Source organism: Microbacterium sp. 2216-1, assembly GCF_046507855.1.
GTDB classification, from domain to species: domain Bacteria; phylum Actinomycetota; class Actinomycetes; order Actinomycetales; family Microbacteriaceae; genus Microbacterium; species Microbacterium esteraromaticum_C.
Genome location: NZ_JBKFTM010000001.1, coordinates 525,046 through 540,171, shown reverse-complemented (window position 1 = coordinate 540,171; position 15,126 = coordinate 525,046). Strand labels below are relative to the sequence as shown.

The 15,126-nt window shown below is 69.0% G+C and carries 15 protein-coding genes; 6 read left to right on the top strand and 9 right to left on the bottom strand.

Annotation, left to right across the window (positions count from 1 at the left end; translation table 11 throughout):
• Positions 1–2: 2 nt before the first annotated feature.
• Genes ACLD0U_RS02440 through mmsB form a run of 3 tightly spaced genes read left to right on the top strand, consistent with a single transcriptional unit; the run spans position 3 to position 3,139 of the window.
• Positions 3–1,157 carry an acyl-CoA dehydrogenase family protein gene (locus ACLD0U_RS02440; protein WP_274368518.1) on the top strand — a complete coding sequence of 385 codons (1,155 nt, stop codon included), beginning with the start codon at positions 3–5 and terminating at the stop codon, positions 1,155–1,157.
• Positions 1,154–2,212 (top strand): 3-hydroxyisobutyryl-CoA hydrolase, encoded by a 1,059-nt coding sequence (locus tag ACLD0U_RS02435; RefSeq protein ID WP_179411533.1) that lies wholly within the window; start codon positions 1,154–1,156, stop codon positions 2,210–2,212. Before ACLD0U_RS02440 ends, ACLD0U_RS02435 begins: the two co-directional genes overlap by 4 nt.
• Positions 2,213–2,224: 12 nt before the next feature.
• Positions 2,225–3,139: a 3-hydroxyisobutyrate dehydrogenase gene (gene mmsB, locus ACLD0U_RS02430; protein ID WP_410339730.1), complete on the top strand. Its 915-nt coding sequence runs from the start codon at positions 2,225–2,227 to the stop codon at positions 3,137–3,139.
• 15 nt (positions 3,140–3,154) lie between these two features.
• Here mmsB and ACLD0U_RS02425 read toward each other — a convergent pair whose 3' ends face one another.
• On the bottom strand, positions 3,155–3,688 hold the full coding sequence (locus ACLD0U_RS02425) for a MarR family winged helix-turn-helix transcriptional regulator (protein WP_179411535.1): 534 nt from the start codon (positions 3,686–3,688) through the stop codon (positions 3,155–3,157).
• Positions 3,689–3,752: 64 nt separating this feature from the next.
• Positions 3,753–4,634, bottom strand: coding sequence for an HpcH/HpaI aldolase/citrate lyase family protein (locus ACLD0U_RS02420; protein WP_410339729.1), 882 nt, complete (start codon positions 4,632–4,634; stop codon positions 3,753–3,755).
• Between the two features lie 163 nt (positions 4,635–4,797).
• Between ACLD0U_RS02420 and ACLD0U_RS02415 the strand changes: the two genes are divergently transcribed.
• Positions 4,798–5,682 carry an HpcH/HpaI aldolase/citrate lyase family protein gene (locus ACLD0U_RS02415; protein ID WP_206823083.1) on the top strand — a complete coding sequence of 295 codons (885 nt, stop codon included), beginning with the start codon at positions 4,798–4,800 and terminating at the stop codon, positions 5,680–5,682.
• An 86-nt stretch (positions 5,683–5,768) separates the two neighbouring features.
• Here ACLD0U_RS02415 and ACLD0U_RS02410 read toward each other — a convergent pair whose 3' ends face one another.
• Positions 5,769–6,977 (bottom strand): CaiB/BaiF CoA transferase family protein, encoded by a 1,209-nt coding sequence (locus tag ACLD0U_RS02410; protein WP_410339728.1) that lies wholly within the window; start codon positions 6,975–6,977, stop codon positions 5,769–5,771.
• 206 nt (positions 6,978–7,183) lie between these two features.
• Here ACLD0U_RS02410 and ACLD0U_RS02405 point away from each other — a divergent pair, with 206 nt between their 5' ends.
• Positions 7,184–8,137, top strand: a complete 954-nt coding sequence (locus tag ACLD0U_RS02405) for a ketopantoate reductase family protein (RefSeq protein WP_179411539.1) — start codon at positions 7,184–7,186, stop codon at positions 8,135–8,137.
• 12 nt (positions 8,138–8,149) lie between these two features.
• On the opposite strand, the gene ACLD0U_RS02400 is transcribed toward ACLD0U_RS02405, so the two are convergent.
• The 4 genes from ACLD0U_RS02400 to ACLD0U_RS02385 all read right to left on the bottom strand — a co-directional run bounded on the left by ACLD0U_RS02400 (position 8,150) and on the right by ACLD0U_RS02385 (position 12,171).
• A complete protein-coding gene (locus tag ACLD0U_RS02400) occupies positions 8,150–8,650 on the bottom strand; it encodes a methylated-DNA--[protein]-cysteine S-methyltransferase (RefSeq protein ID WP_410339727.1) in 501 nt (166 codons plus the stop codon).
• Positions 8,647–10,131: a DNA-3-methyladenine glycosylase 2 family protein gene (locus tag ACLD0U_RS02395; RefSeq protein ID WP_410339726.1), complete on the bottom strand. Its 1,485-nt coding sequence runs from the start codon at positions 10,129–10,131 to the stop codon at positions 8,647–8,649. Before ACLD0U_RS02395 ends, ACLD0U_RS02400 begins: the two co-directional genes overlap by 4 nt.
• An 88-nt stretch (positions 10,132–10,219) precedes the next feature.
• Entirely contained in the window at positions 10,220–11,098 is an 879-nt protein-coding gene (gene ctlX, locus ACLD0U_RS02390; RefSeq protein WP_206823075.1) for a citrulline utilization hydrolase CtlX, read from the bottom strand.
• A gap of 35 nt (positions 11,099–11,133) precedes the next feature.
• Positions 11,134–12,171 (bottom strand): ornithine cyclodeaminase, encoded by a 1,038-nt coding sequence (locus tag ACLD0U_RS02385; RefSeq protein WP_410339725.1) that lies wholly within the window; start codon positions 12,169–12,171, stop codon positions 11,134–11,136.
• A gap of 125 nt (positions 12,172–12,296) precedes the next feature.
• Between ACLD0U_RS02385 and ACLD0U_RS02380 the strand changes: the two genes are divergently transcribed.
• Positions 12,297–12,728 carry an Lrp/AsnC family transcriptional regulator gene (locus ACLD0U_RS02380; protein ID WP_179411544.1) on the top strand — a complete coding sequence of 144 codons (432 nt, stop codon included), beginning with the start codon at positions 12,297–12,299 and terminating at the stop codon, positions 12,726–12,728.
• Between the two features lie 169 nt (positions 12,729–12,897).
• On the opposite strand, the gene purH is transcribed toward ACLD0U_RS02380, so the two are convergent.
• Together purH and purN are read right to left on the bottom strand one after the other, a co-directional pair.
• Entirely contained in the window at positions 12,898–14,505 is a 1,608-nt protein-coding gene (gene purH, locus ACLD0U_RS02375) for a bifunctional phosphoribosylaminoimidazolecarboxamide formyltransferase/IMP cyclohydrolase (RefSeq protein WP_410339724.1), read from the bottom strand.
• Between the two features lie 39 nt (positions 14,506–14,544).
• Complete coding sequence (gene purN, locus ACLD0U_RS02370; RefSeq protein WP_179411546.1) at positions 14,545–15,126, bottom strand: phosphoribosylglycinamide formyltransferase; 582 nt, start codon at positions 15,124–15,126, stop codon at positions 14,545–14,547.

Genomic DNA, 15,126 nt, shown 5'->3' with positions numbered 1-15,126 from the left:
TCATGTACGCGACACTGACGACAGAAGAGCGCACCGCGCTCGTCGACGCCGTGCGCGACTTCGCGACCGCGCGGCTCGCACCGCACGCCGCGAACTGGGATGCCGACAAGCACTTCCCGGTCGACGCCCTGCAGGATGCCGGAGAGCTCGGCCTCGGCGGCATCTACGTGCGTGAGGACGTCGGCGGCTCCGGCCTGTCGCGTCTCGACGCGGTGGCGATCTTCGAGGAGCTCGCAAAGGGCGACACGACGATCGCCGCCTACATCTCGATCCACAACATGGTGGCGTGGATGATCGATGAGTTCGGTGATCAGCAGCAGCGCGAGCAGTGGCTTCCCGGACTGGTCGCGATGACCGACCTCGGCAGCTACTGCCTCACCGAGCCCGGCGCCGGATCGGATGCCGCGGCGATCACCACGACGGCGACCCGCGACGGCGACGAGTACGTGCTCAACGGCACCAAGCAGTTCATCTCCGGCGCGGGCACCTCGGCGGTATACCTCGTGATGGCGCGCACCGGGGCATCCGATTCCGGCGCGCGCGGCATCAGCGCGATCCTCGTGCCCGCGGATGCGGCGGGCCTCTCGTTCGGCCCGAACGAGCGGAAGATGGGGTGGAACGCCCAGCCCACGCGACAGGTGGTCTTCGACGGCGTCCGCGTGCCGGTGACCAATCGCCTGAGTGAAGAGGGCGAGGGCTTCGCCATCGCCATGAAGGGCCTCAACGGCGGGCGGGTGAACATGGGCGCCTGCTCGCTGGGTGGGGCGCAGTGGACGCTCGACCGGGCCATCGCCTATGTGAAGGACCGCGAGGCGTTCGGCGCCCCGCTCGCGGCGAACCAGTCGATCATGTTCGCGTTGGCCGATATGGAGACCGATCTGCAGGCGGCCCGTGCGCTGCTCTCGCGTGCGGCGGCCCAGATGGACGAGAAGTCGTCGGATGCCGCTTCCGCCTGCGCACTGGCCAAGAGGTTCGCCACCGACGCAGGGTTCCGGGTCGCCAATGAGGCGCTGCAGCTGCACGGTGGCTACGGCTACCTGCACGAGTACGGCATCGAACGCGTGGTCCGCGATCTGCGCGTGCACCAGATCCTCGAGGGCACGAACGAGATCATGCGGCTGATCGTGGGCCGCGGGCTGCTGGCGGGCGCACGATGACGGCGGATGCCACACCGGATGTGCTGATCGAACGGCGCGGGCGGGTCGGGGTGATCACCCTGAACCGCCCGCGCGCGATCAACGCCCTCACCCACCCGATGGTGCTTGCGATGCGCGCGGCCCTGGATGACTGGGCGCAGGACGACTCGGTTCGGACGGTCGCGATCACGGGTGCGGGCGAGCGCGGCCTCTGCGCGGGTGGCGACATCGTCAGCCTGTATCACGACGCCCGCTCGGGTGACGGCGCCGCCTCGGCCGCGTTCTGGTACGACGAGTACCGACTCAACGCGCAGATCGCCCGGTACGACAAGCCGATCGTGGCGGTCCAGGACGGCATCGTGCTGGGCGGCGGGATCGGCATCTCGGCGCACGCCTCTCACCGTGTGGTCACCGAGCGCAGCTCACTCGGGCTGCCCGAGGTGAGCATCGGCTTCGTCCCCGATGTCGGTGCGACCTGGCTGCTCGCGAATGCGCCAGGACACCTGGGCACATTCGCGGCGCTCACCGCCGCCACGCTGAATGCCGCGGATGCGATGCTCCTGGGCCTGAGCGATGCGTTCGTGCCCTCCGAGCGGATTCCGCGACTGCTCACCGCCCTGGAGAGCATGGAAGCGGGTGAGGCCGTGCTGCTGCTCAGCACGGACGCAGGTGCTCCCCCGTTGGCCTCGGCGCGCGAGTGGATCGACGCCGCGTTCGCCGCCGACTCGATCAGCGGCATCGCTCACCGGCTGCGGATGACCGGCGGGGCGGATGCCGACCGCGCAGCCGCTGCGATGGCTCGGCAGTCGCCGATGGCGCTGGCCGTGACCCTGGAGTCGCTGCGGCGCGCCGCGACGCTCGACACTCTGGAGCAGGCGCTCGGGCAGGAGTACCGCGTCTCACGTCACGCGCACGCGGCACCCGACTTCGTCGAGGGTGTGCGCGCACAGGTCATCGACAAGGACCGCCGGCCGCGCTGGCAGCCCTACAACGAACAGGACCGCGCGCTGGTCGACGCGTACTTCGCGCCGCACGGCGATCACGACCTGCTACTCACCACCGCACTCACCTCGTGAAGGGGAACCCTCATGTCTGACATCGCTTTTCTCGGTCTGGGCCACATGGGCGGCCCGATGGCCGCCAATCTCGTGGCGGCCGGGCACCGTGTTCTCGGTTTCGATCCCGTCTCGGCCGCGCGCGATGCCGCACGCGCGAACGGGATCGAGGTCGCCGCCAATCCGAATGCCGCCGTGGCCGGCGCCGAGATCGTCATCACCATGCTCCCGACGGGCGCTCATGTGATCGCGGCCTACCAGGGCGACGAGCACACTCCGGGCCTGCTCGCCTCGGCATCCCCGGGCACGCTCTTCCTGGACTGCTCGACGATCGCCGTCGATGAAGCACGCCGCGCGCACGACCTCGCGCTGACGGCCGGGCACCGTGCGGCGGATGCCCCGGTGTCGGGTGGTGTGATCGGCGCGCAGCGCGGAACACTGGCGTTCATGGTCGGCGGCAGCGACGAGGACTTCGCCGCGGCGCTCCCGGTGCTGCAGATCATGGGCGAACGGATCGTGCACTGCGGCGGATCCGGCCTGGGGCAGGCGGCGAAGGTGTGCAACAACATGATCCTCGGCATCACGCAGATCGCGGTCGCTGAGGCCTTCGTCCTCGGGGAGCGGCTCGGGCTGGGCCATCAAGCGCTGTTCGATGTGGCGTCCAACGCCTCGGGCCAGTGCTGGGCCCTGACCACGAACTGCCCTGTACCCGGCCCGGTCACCACGAGTCCGGCGAACGACGACTACCGACCGGGGTTCGCCGGCGCCTTGATGTCGAAGGATCTGGGCCTGGCCGAGGCCGCGATCGCACTCACCGGTGTCGACGCCCAACTCGGCATCCACGCGCGCGACATGTTCCGTGCGTACGCCGAAGGCGATGGTGCGCACCGGGACTTCTCCGGCATCATCGAGATGATCCGCGCGCAGAGCTCATCGATCGACGGCTGACGGCCGCCCGTTCGATCACAGCGGATCCGGCGGTGCGACGGGGTCGCTGAAGTCCCCCTCGCTCTTGCGGAACCGTGCCAGGATCCGCACGAGCTCCAGAGTGTCGTCGTCGGGCATTCCCGGCTCGGTGAAGACGGCGTTGAGGGCGACGGTGGCTTCTTCGATCAGTTCGCGCCCCGAGGGCGTGAGCACGACCATCGCGGCCCGGCCGTCCTCGGGGTGCGGAGCGCGCTCGACCAGGCCGTCGCTCACCAGCCGGTTCACCGCGTTCGTGACGCTCGTCGGATGCACCTGCAGGCGGGCGATGACGCTCGCCATCGGCATCCGCCCCTCCCGGGTGAACGCGAGCAGGCGCAGCATCTCGAATCGCGCGAACGACAGGTCGAACGGCTTGAGGGTGCGCTCCACTCTGGTGAGCATGAGCTGCTGTGCGCGGATGATGGAGGTCACGGCCGACATCCCCGAGGCGGCATCGGCCCACCCGTGAAGCACCCACTGCCGCTTCGCTTCGGCGATCGGGTCGACGGGTAACGGTTGGCGCTTGTTCATCGGGACTCCTTCACGTTCACGCTATCGCGTGACGTGGATGCTCACACGGAGCCCCTCGCGCACGTCACGCAGCGGTCGTCAACGCCTCGATCTGCGCCTGCAGCGCAAGCACGCGGCGAGCGTGCACGACATGGAGGTGCTCGATCATCTGACCGTCGACCACGGTGACGCCCTCGCCCGCGGCCTCGGCCTGCGAGAAGGCATCGATGACCTCATGCGCCCGTTGCACATCAACCTCTGAAGGGCCGAAGGCCGCGTTGGCCGGCCCGATCTGCGCGGGGTGCACCAGCGTCTTGCCGTCGAAACCCAGCGCACGCCCCTGGGCGGCCTCGGCGACGAAGCCCTCGGTGTCGCGCACGGCGTTGTAGACCCCGTCCAGAACCGCCTTGCCCGACGCCCTGGCCGCAAGGATCGTGTGCGACAGCGACGAGAGCACGGGCATCCGCCCCGGCACATGCAGCGCACCCAGATCGTTCACGAGGTCGTTCGTGCCGATCACGAGCCCCTCGATCCGGTCGCTCGATGCGGCGATCTCGGCGGCGGCCAGCACCGCGCGCGGGGTCTCGATCATGACCCACAGCCTCAGCGTCTGCGGCGCATCGAGCTCGTCAAGGGCATCCGCGAGTCGCGCGGCCTCGTGCGGTGAGTCCACCTTCGGAACCAGAACCCCGTGCGCAGGCGTCGCTGCGACGGCGCGCAGGTCGTCCCAATGCCAGGACGTACCGCGAGCGTTCACGCGCACCAGAACTTCGCGACGGCCGAAGGCCCGGGATTCGATCGCGGCGCAGACGCGCGTGCGCGACGCTTCTTTCTCTGCCGGCGCCACGGCGTCCTCCAGATCGAGAATGATCATGTCAGCGGCTAGACCAGTAGACTTCTCCAGGGCACGGGAGTTCGCACCGGGCACGTACAGAGCAGAGCGGCGAGGACGAACGATCTCAGACATGGCATGCTCACTTTCGTTGTGATTCGCTGATTTTTCAGGCTTCTGCGCCGGATATCCACCCGAGGTCCGAGACTTGACCACCACGCACCCTCGCCCTATCTTCGATTGTATCCAGATTGCATCGGCGATGCCATCGCCGAAGAACGAGAGACAAGGTCGTCTGATGACTGAAGCACCCGCCCCCGAAGCGCCGGCGCCGCTGCGCTCACTGCTCTTCTGCCCGGCCGACAACGAACGCCGGGTGCAGAAGATGAACGAGATCCGCCCCGACGCCGCGGCCCTCGACCTCGAGGATGCCGTCGCCGACGCCAACAAGACCGCGGCACGAGCACTGGCCAGAGCGGGCATCGCGAGCATCCCCGACGTGCGCAGCTACGTCCGGGTCAACCACCCGTCGACCGGGCGCACGCAGGCCGACATCGAGGCCGTCATCCAGCCCGACCTGAACGGCATCGTGCTGCCGAAGGTCGAGGACGTCGAGACGGTGCGCGCCGCAGACGAGTGGATCGGCGAGGCGGAGCGCTTGCACGGTGTGGCCCCAGGCTCGACGCGGATGCTGATCCTCATCGAGTCGGCGCTGGGCATCGCCGACGCACGACAGATCCTCGCGGCGAGCCCCCGCATCGAGACGGCGATCTTCGGCGCACACGACTTCATGCGCGACCTCGACATCGATGGACTCGACCACTCCGACAGCGCGGAGGAGCTGCTCTACGCGCGCTCCGCACTGGTGTTGGCGGCGCGCGCGGCGGGCGTCTCCAAACCCCTCGACGGCCCCTTCATCGCGTTCCAGGAGGACGAGCGTTTTCTCGCGATGTGCCGCCAGGCACGGCAGTTCGGGTTCCGCGGCAAGATGCTCATCCACCCGAACCAGGTCCCCCTGAGCAACCGTGGGTTCGAGGCGTCTGACGCCGAGAAGGCGAACGCCCGTATGATCCTCGAACTGTTCGCCGCCGCAGAGGCAGCCGGCTCGGGGGCCATCGTGCACGATGGCCGACTGGTCGACTACGCGATCGTGGAGCGCGCCGAGAAGATCCTCGGGGTCTGATCGAGCGAGTGCTCACCACCACCACGAAGCCCCTTTCGCCTGCGTTCAGGCGAAAGGGGCTTTCGGCATCTCCGGGCAGCTGCCGGTCAGACGGCGCCGGCGGCGCGCAGTTCGCCGATTCGGGCCTCGTCCAGTCCGAGCCACGACGCGTAGATCTCGGAGCTGTCGGCGCCGAGCTCGCGCCCGAGATGCTCGACTCGTCCCGGCGTGACCGACAACCGGGGCACGGGCACCTGCACACGCATACTGCCGAGGTCGGCATCCGGCATCCGCACGAAGGTCCCACGCGCCTGGTGGTGCGGGTCGGCGAGAAGCTGCTCGGCGTCGTAGACCGGGGCGACGGCGACCTGCTCGTCGGCGAAGATGCGCATGACGTCATCGAACGGGTGCGCGCCGATCCAGTCGGCGACCATGGCATCGATCTCGTCGGCGCGCTGCAACCGCTGCTGCGGATCGGCGTAGGCGGGGTCGTCGACCAGCTCCGGTCGACCGATCGCCTTGTAGACGCGCAACGCGATTGACGGGGCACTGCCCGACATCACGATCCACCGCCCGTCCTGGGTCTTGTACGTGTTGCGCGGCACGGTGATCGCCCAGCGGTTGCCCGTGCGCGCCGGGTTCTCGCCGAGCTGGTCGAAGGTCAGCACCGACTGCTCGAGCAGCCGCGCCAACGGCTCGACCAGATTCACATCGATCTTCTGCCCGCCACCTCCGCGCACGTCGCGGTGGTAGAGCGCGATCAGCACGGCGTACACCGCGTTCAATGATGCGACACCATCCGCCAGCATGAAGGACGGCAGCGTGGGCGGGCCGTCGGCCTCACCCGTGGTGTGGGCGAACCCGCTCATCGCCTCGCCCAGCGTTCCGAACCCCGGACGGTCGGTGTCGGGGCCACCCTCGCCGAATGCGGTGATGTGCAGGTAGATCAGGTGCGGATGCGTCTCGCGAAGCGACTCGTAGTCGAGCCCCCACTTCTCGAGCGTGCTCGGCCGAGTGTTGAAGATGATGACGTCGGCCTCACCGGCGAGCTGCTTGAGCAGCTCCTGCCCCGCGGAGGTGCGCAGATTCGCGGTGACGGGCTTCTTGTTGCGCGCGACGCTCTTCCACATCAGGCCGACGCCGTCCTTGCGCACGCCCCAGGCGCGCAACGCGTCGCCGGCGTTCGGGTCTTCGACCTTGATCACCTCGGCACCGAACTCGGCCAGATAGGTGGCCACCAGGGGTGCGGCGGCGAGCGAGGCCGCGTCGATCACGCGCAGGCCTGCGAGTGCGCTCGTGGGCGTCGTGCCTGTCATGGGTATCTCCTCACGTGGGAAGGCTGGAAATCCTCATGCTAGAACTTCTGGATACAATTTGCCAGCATTCCGTGCCAACCCCGCCGGATGACCCGATTTCGCGAGGAATCTCCGGACTTTGATTGAAACTCAGCGCCGCGTCGGTCATGATGGGGATCACCCAGAGGTAAGACCACTGGCTTCCACTGACTCGAGAGGACATACGCATGGCAAAGGTCGCTGTCGTCGGATGCGGAGCCATGGGCTCTGTCTATGCCGGCTTGATGCAAGAAGCCGGTCACGAAGTGCACGGAGTCACACTGTGGACCGACCACGTCGCCGCGGTGAACGAACGCGGGCTGCGCGTGTACGGCGACAGCGGCGACCGCACGGTACGCCTCGCGTCGATGTCGACGACGACCGACGGCATCGGCACCTGCGATCTGGTGATCATCGCGACCAAGGCATACGACATCGCCGCCGCAGCGCAGTCGGTGGCACCGCTGCTCGCCGAGCACACCATCGTTCAGACCGTGCAGAACGGACTCGGTTCCCCGCAGATCGCTGCGGAGCACATCGACCCCGACCGCATCGCCGTCGGTGTCGTCGGCGGCTTCGGGGCATCGGTGCCGACGCCCGGCGAGGCTCACCACAACGGTCGCGAGATCACGCGGTTCGGCTCGTACCGTGGACTCTCCCGTGAAGCGCTCGAGCGAGGCGGAGAGGTGTGGACCAGCGCAGGCTTCGGCGTAGCACTGTTCGACGACCTCGACCAGATGGTGTGGGAGAAGCTGATCATGAACGCGGCGTTCTCGGGAACCTCGTTCCTGACCGGCCTGCCCATCGGTCGCATCATCGACACGCCCGCCGCGTGGGAGATCGGCGGCGGGTGCGCACAGGAGGCGATCGACGTCGCGTCAGCGCTGGGGGTCACCCTCGATGTCGGCGACCCGATCGACCACATCCGGCACCTCGGCACCAGAATCGGCGACGCCTATCCGTCGGTGCGGCTGGACGGCGTGCTGCGACGGCGCAGCGAGATCGATGCGATCAACGGCGCGGTCGCCCGCGAAGGGCGCCGCGCCGGAGTGCCGACGCCGATCAACGACATGGTCGTCACGCTCGTGCACGCCACCGAGAGCGCCTACATCCACCTGGCGGATGTGACCCGCGTCGGCTGACCGCCCGGCAGTTCAGCCGACACCCACCGCTTCGCGCGCGAGCAGGCGTTGCTTGACCTCCAGCCCCCAGGCGAAGCCGCCGAGCGTCCCGTCGGCGCGCAGCACGCGATGACACGGTACAAACAGGGCGGGTGCGTTGCGGGCACAGATGGATGCCGCTGCGCGCACCGCCTGGGGGCTGCCGAGCTCGACCGCGAACTCGCTGTAGGTCAGCGGGCTGCCCGGCGTGATCCGGCGCAGCGCCTCCCAACCGGCTCGCTGCAGTTCGGTGCCGTGCAGGCGCACGACGACACCGTCGATCGCCGACAGGTCGCCCGCGTAGTACGCGCGGGCAGCGTCGGCAGCATCCGTCGCCCCGTCCGCGATTCCGTCAGGGCGCAACGACGGATGCACCCGCGCGACGATCTGGGCGTGATCGGCGCTCCAGCCAGAGGCGAGCACGCGCTGCTGGGCGTCGGCAAGGATCGTCAGGGCGCCGTCAGGGGTGTCGATGGTCTGGATGAGAGCGGTCATGAGGACTCCTTCAGGGTTGTCTTCGTCTGGCGTGGCGCCCGCACGGGCGCCGCGCGCCAGAGGTGCGCGGTGAGGTAACTGCGCCAGGGCGCCACGCGCGTGGCCCACTCGGCGAGGGGCTTCGCCTCGCCCGGTAGACCGCAGGCGGCAGCTCCGGCGCGCATGGCGACATCGCCGGGCAGGAACACATCGGGGTCGCCGATCACCCGCATCCGCACATAGTCCGCCGTCCACGGTCCGATACCCGGCATCGCGAGCAGCCGCTGCCGCTGCTCGGCCGCGTCGTCGCCGACCGTGAGGGTCAGCGACCCGTCGGCGAGCGCCGCCGCTGCCCCGGTGATCGCGCGGATGCGCGCGGCAGGGCCGCGCAGCACGTCGGTACCGTGCTCGGCGATCGCAGCCATGGTCGGGAACAGCATTCCGCCGTCAGCGGTGCGCTCCCCCAGGTGCTCGACCAGCGCCGTCAGCGCCGTGCGCGCGGCCGCGACGGTGATCTGCTGGCCGACCATGGCGCGGATGAGCATCTCGTGCGGGTCGGCGGCGCCGGGCACGCGGATGCCGGCGAGCGCCGCCACGCGGGGCGCGAGCTGCGGATGCGCGCTGAGCGCCTCGTCAACGGCCTGCGGATCGGCGTCGAGGTCGAACAGTCGCCGCGCGGTCGAGACGAGCGGGGCGAGGTCTCCCAGTCGGGTGACACGAGCACGCAGACGCAACTGCCCTTCTGGGGTCTGCCGCACCTCGAGATGTGCGGGTCCGCCGGGCATCCGCAGGTTCCGCGCGAAGGACGTCGCGGTGGCGACCTCCATCCCGGGCAGCGCACGGTCGGCCATCCAGGCGAACACGCCACCGGCATCCATCGGCGCGCGATGCGGCAGCAGCAGGTCGATGACTCCGCTCTCGGCGCCGATGGCGCCGCGACGCCGGGCCCGCAGCTCACCCGGAGTCATCGCGAAGACCTCGCGGATCGTGTCGTTGCACTGGCGGATGCTGGAGAAGCCGGCCGAGAAGGCGACCTCGGCGACCGGCAGATCGGTGCCGACCAGCAGCATGCGAGCGGTATGCGCTCGGTGCGCACGAGCCAGGGCGAGAGGGCCGGCGCCGAGTTCGGCGTTCAGCAGACGGGTGAGATGCCGGGGCGAGTATCCCAGACGCTGCGCGAGCCCCGGCACGCCCTCGTGCTCCACCGTTCCGGCGGCGATCAGCCGCATCGCCCGCGCGGCCACGTCTCCGCGCAGGTTCCATGCCGGCGAGCCCGGAGCAGCCTCGGGCAGGCAGCGCTTGCAGGCCCGGTACCCCGCTTCGTGCGCGGCGGCACTGGTCGGGTAGAACGTCACGTTCTCGGGCTTCGGGGTGCGCGCGGGGCAACTCGGCCGGCAGTAGATGCCGGTCGAGCGCACCGCTGTGACGAACTGCCCGTCGAACCGCGTGTCGCGCGCACTGATCGCCCGGTACCGCTCGGCGTGCTCGGTTGTGAGGCTCATACGTCCATCGTGACACGGTCACGACCGCCGGGCTGGCGGAAATCGGACACGGCAGTACGGTCTGTTCGCGCTGCTCTCGGACGAGTGCTCAGCGCGCGTCGAGGTGGATGCCTGCGAGCATGCAACGCACGGAACCGCCGGCGAGCTCGATCGGCGCGACATCGACGGGTACGATCCGGCACGATGCCGACAGTGTCTGCACCTGCTCATCGGTCAGACTGCGATAGCCGGTCTCGGAGATCACCAGCATCCGCTCGCCGCCGCGCCCACGCAGTTCCAGCGCGTTCCCCGCGAACGAGGCGACCTGCTGAGCCGTCAGCTCGATCAGCGTGCGCCCGGTCTCGCGGATGCGCCGCGCGATCTCGTCGCGGCGCGCGTCGCCGACGATCGCGTCCAGCCCGATGAGGGCGATGTCGGTGCCGATGCACATCATGACGTTGGTGTGATAGATCGGCACCCCGTCGGGGTCGACCGCATCGAAGACGACCGGTTCATACCCGAACACCGTGCAGAAGCGCTCCACGAGCACCGGGTCGCAGCGGTTCGAGCGCACCGCATAGGCGATCCGTGAAACGTGGTCGAGCACCATCGCTCCGGTGCCCTCAAGGAACAGGTCGTCGGGTTCGAGCCCCGAGTAGTCGATGACCTCCTGCACCCGGTACTGCGCCTTGAGCATCTCGATGATGTCGGCACGACGCTCACCTCGCCGGTTCGGCGTGTACATGGGGTACACCGCGACCCGGCCGCCGGCGTGTGTCGAGAACCAGTTGTTCGGGAAGACGCTGTCGGGGTGGGCGTCGCCCTCGTCCTCGAACACGTGCACGCGCACACCCGCCTCGGTGAGACGCTCGGCGACCTGCGTGCACACGTCGTACGCCTCGCGCGAGACGTCGTGGTCGGCGGGACGCTGGAAGGTGTTGTCGGCGGCCGTCTGCGGGTTCGGACGGAATCGGTGGGGACGGATCATCACCACCGCGCCCGGCGCCTGCGCCGAAGCTGCTCTCACGCCAGTGCGGGCGCGGCGGCGCCCTCGGCGACGAGCGCGAAGAGGTTCTTGGGGTCTTCGGGCTCGGCGATGATGTCGACCTCGGTGTAGAAGTCGGTACCCTCGATCGCGGCGGCGAGGTAGCGCAGGGCCGAGAAGTCCTCGACGGCGAAGCCGACCGAGTCGAACACCGTGATCTGGTCGGCGGATGCCCGACCCGCGGCCTCGCCGCGCAGCACGCGCCACAGCTCGGTGACGGGGTGCTCGGGGTCGAGCTGCTGGACCTCGCCCTCGATGCGGGTCTGCGGCGGGTACTCCACGAAGATCTCGGCGCGGTGCAGAATACGGGCGTCGAGCTCGGTCTTGCCCGGGCAGTCCCCACCGATCGCGTTGATGTGCACGCCGGGGCCCACCATGTCGTCGGTGAGCACTGTGGCGTTGGCCTTGTCGGCCGTGCAGGTCGTGATGATCTGCGCACCCGCGACCGCCTCGGCGGCACTCGACGCACGCACGATCTCGAAGCCCAGCGGGCGCATGTTGCGCGCGAACACGTCGAGCGCGTTCGGGTCGGTGTCCCACACACGCAGGTGCGTGATGCCCAGTAGAGCGCGGAAGGCCAGAGCCTGGAACTCGGCCTGGCTGCCGGTGCCGATCATGGCCATCGTCGTGGCATCCGCCGGAGCGAGCACGCGGGCGACCATCGCAGACGTCGCGGCGGTGCGCAGTGCCGTGAGGATGGTCATCTCGGTCCACAGCGTGGGGTAGCCGCTGTCGACGTCGGCCAGCACACCGAAGGCGGTAACGGTCTGCAGGCCCCGCCCGGGGTTGCTCGGGTGGCCGTTGACGTACTTGAAGCCGTACTGCTCGCCATCGCTGGTCGGCATCAGCTCGATCACGCCGATGTCGGAGTGGCTGGCGACGCGTGCGGTGCGGTCGAACTGCTCCCAGCGGCGGAAGTCCTCCACGAGAGTGTCGGCGATCCCCTCGATGGCACGCTCGATACCGGTGCTGATCAGCCAGCGGCGCATGTTCGGAACATCGACGAAACGGACCATCGCCCATCCTCTCTCTCGTGGAGATCCCAATCTACGAGGCCCGCGATGGCACTTTCAATCAGCAACCTGGATCATTTGCATCGCAGATCATGCAATCTGATTAGTCAGGATGTAAGTTCTGAAGAATGAGTTCCCTCGATGACCTCGATCGCCGCCTGCTGTCTCTGCTGCGCGCGAACAGTCGCGAGTCGGTGGTCAACCTCGCCCGCCGCCTGGGCGTCACCCGTGCCACCGTCGACAGCCGCTTGAAGCGGCTCGTCGAGAGCGGGGTGATCGTCGGTTTCTCGGTGCGCGTACACGACCCTGCCGAGACCTCGATCGTGCGGGCCATCATGCTGATCGCCGTCGAGGGTCGCAACACCCGAGAGGTGATCCGCAGCCTGCGGGGCGTGCCGCAGATCGCGTCGCTGCACACCACCAACGGGCGGTGGGACCTGGTGGCCGACATCAGCTGCGACAGCCTGGCCTCATTCGACGAGACGCTGAGCGTCATCCGCGGCATCGATGGCATCCGCGACAGCGAGACGAGCATCCTGCTGAGCTCCGCGACGATCTGATCCGCCGCCTCACCGCGCCCTGCCTCCACCCCGGCCGGCCCCTATCGCCGACACCCCCAGTACACGCCGAGACCCCCTGCTGCAGGCGCCTGCAACAGGGGGTCTCGGCGATAGATAGGGGTGTCGGCGGGCTGACCCGGGGAGCGTCAGACTCCGAGCCCCGCGTGAGTCAGTGGAAGAAGTGACGCTCGCCGGTGAAGAACATCGTCACGCCCGCCTTGCGAGCCGCGTCGATCACCTCGGCGTCGCGCACCGATCCACCCGGCTGCACGATCGCCGTGATCCCGGCGTCGATGAGCACCTGCGGTCCGTCGGCGAACGGGAAGAACGCATCGGATGCCGCCACCGAACCGGCTGCCCGGTCACCGGCGCGCTCGACCGCGAGGCGGCACGAGTCGACACGGTTGACCTGCCCCATGCCGACGCCGACGGTCGCGTTGCCCTTGGCCAGCACGATCGCGTTCGACTTGACGGCGCGGCACGCCTTCCACGAGAAGATCAGGTTCTCCATCTCGGCGTCATGGGGGCGCTCGCCCGAGACGAGCTCCCAGCCCTTGGCGACCGAGAAGATGTCGTCGGGGAACCGGTCGGCGTCCTGCAGCAGCAGACCGCCCGAGACGAGACGCACGTCCATACGCTCCTGCTGCCAGTCGTCGGGCAGCTGCAGCAGACGCAGGTTCTTCTTGGCCTTGAAGACCTCCAGTGCCGCCGGCTCGAAAGCGGGGGCCACGATCACCTCGGTGAAGATGTCCTTGAGGTTCTCGGCCATCTTCAGCGTCACGGTGCCGTTCGCCGCGATCACACCGCCGTACGCCGACACCGGGTCACACTCGTGGGCGCGCAGGTGCGCGCTGGCGATCGGGTCGAGCGCGTTGGGAGCGGTCGTGGCGATACCGCACGGGTTGGCGTGCTTGATGATCGCCACCGCGGGCAACACCATGTCGTATGCGGCGCGCAGCGCGGCATCCGCATCGACGTAGTTGTTGTACGACATCTCCTTGCCCTGCAGCTGCGTGGCCTGGGCGATGCCGTGACCACCCGCGCGGGTGTAGATGGCGCCGCGCTGATGCGAGTTCTCGCCGTAGCGCAGCGTCGCCAGGCGCTCGGCCTTGACGGTGAGGTGCGCGGGCAGATCGCCGGCCTCGGCGAGGGTGCCCTCGGCGAACCACTGCGCGACCGCGGAGTCGTAGTTGGCGGTGTGCGCGAACGCGCGGGCGGCGAGTTCGCGGCGCTGCACGAGCGTCGTGCCGCCCTCTGTCACCGATTCGATGATCGCCGGGTACGACTCGGGCGAGACGACGATGGCGACGTTGGCGTGGTTCTTGGCCGCGGCGCGCACCATCGCGGGGCCGCCGATGTCTATCTGCTCGACGATCGCGTCGGGCTCGGCACCGGATGCCACCGTCTCGACGAACGGGTACAGGTTGACCACCACGAGTTCGAAGGGCTCGATGCCGAGGTCGGCGAGCTGGCTCTCGTGGTCCTGCAGGCGCAGGTCGGCGAGCAGGCCGCCATGCACGTTCGGGTGCAGCGTCTTCACGCGGCCGTCGAGCATCTCGGCGACACCGGTGACGGCGGCGACGTCGGTCACCTCGTGCCCGGCGTCGCGGATGGTCTGTGCGGTCGAGCCGGTCGAGACGATCTCGACACCGGATGCCGCCAGCGCGGCGGCCAGTTCGAGCAGGCCGGACTTGTCACTGACCGACACCAGCGCGCGCCGGATCGGGACCAGGTCGCGGTCGCGGTACAGCGAGGGGTCAAGGCGGGGGCCGGCCATGAGGGTGCTCCTTCGTTCGTGCGGGTGTCGTTCGGGCGGTCAGGATGCCAGCGGCAGGTCGCCGGTCGCGATGCGCTGCACCACGTCGATGAGCAGGCGCCGCTCGACGGGTTTGATGCGCTCGTGCAGAGTGGCCTCGGTGTCTCCGGGCAGTACCGGGATGCGCTCCTGGGCGACGATGGGACCGCTGTCGACCCCGGCGTCGACCACGATCACGCTGGCGCCGGTCTGCGTCACCCCGGCGGCGAGCGCGTCACGCACGCCGTGGGCGCCGGGGAACTCGGGCAGATACGCGGGGTGCGTGTTGATGATGTTCGGGGCGTACCGGTCGACCACAGCGGCGGGCAGCAGCCGCATGAGTCCGCTGAGCACGATCAGGTCGGGCCGCCAGACATCGAGCTGCGCGGCGAGCTCGGCGCCCCAGTCCTCGCGGGTGGCGTACGCCGTGTAGGGCACCGTGAACGAGGGGATGCCGAACTCCTCGGCGTGCGCGAGACCGGCCGCATCCCGATCGGCTCCGACGGCGACCACACGCGCCGGGAAATCGGGGTGGCTGGCGGCCTCGAGCAGGGCCCGAAGATTCGAGCCGGTACCAGAGATGAGAACGGCGAGCGTCAGCAC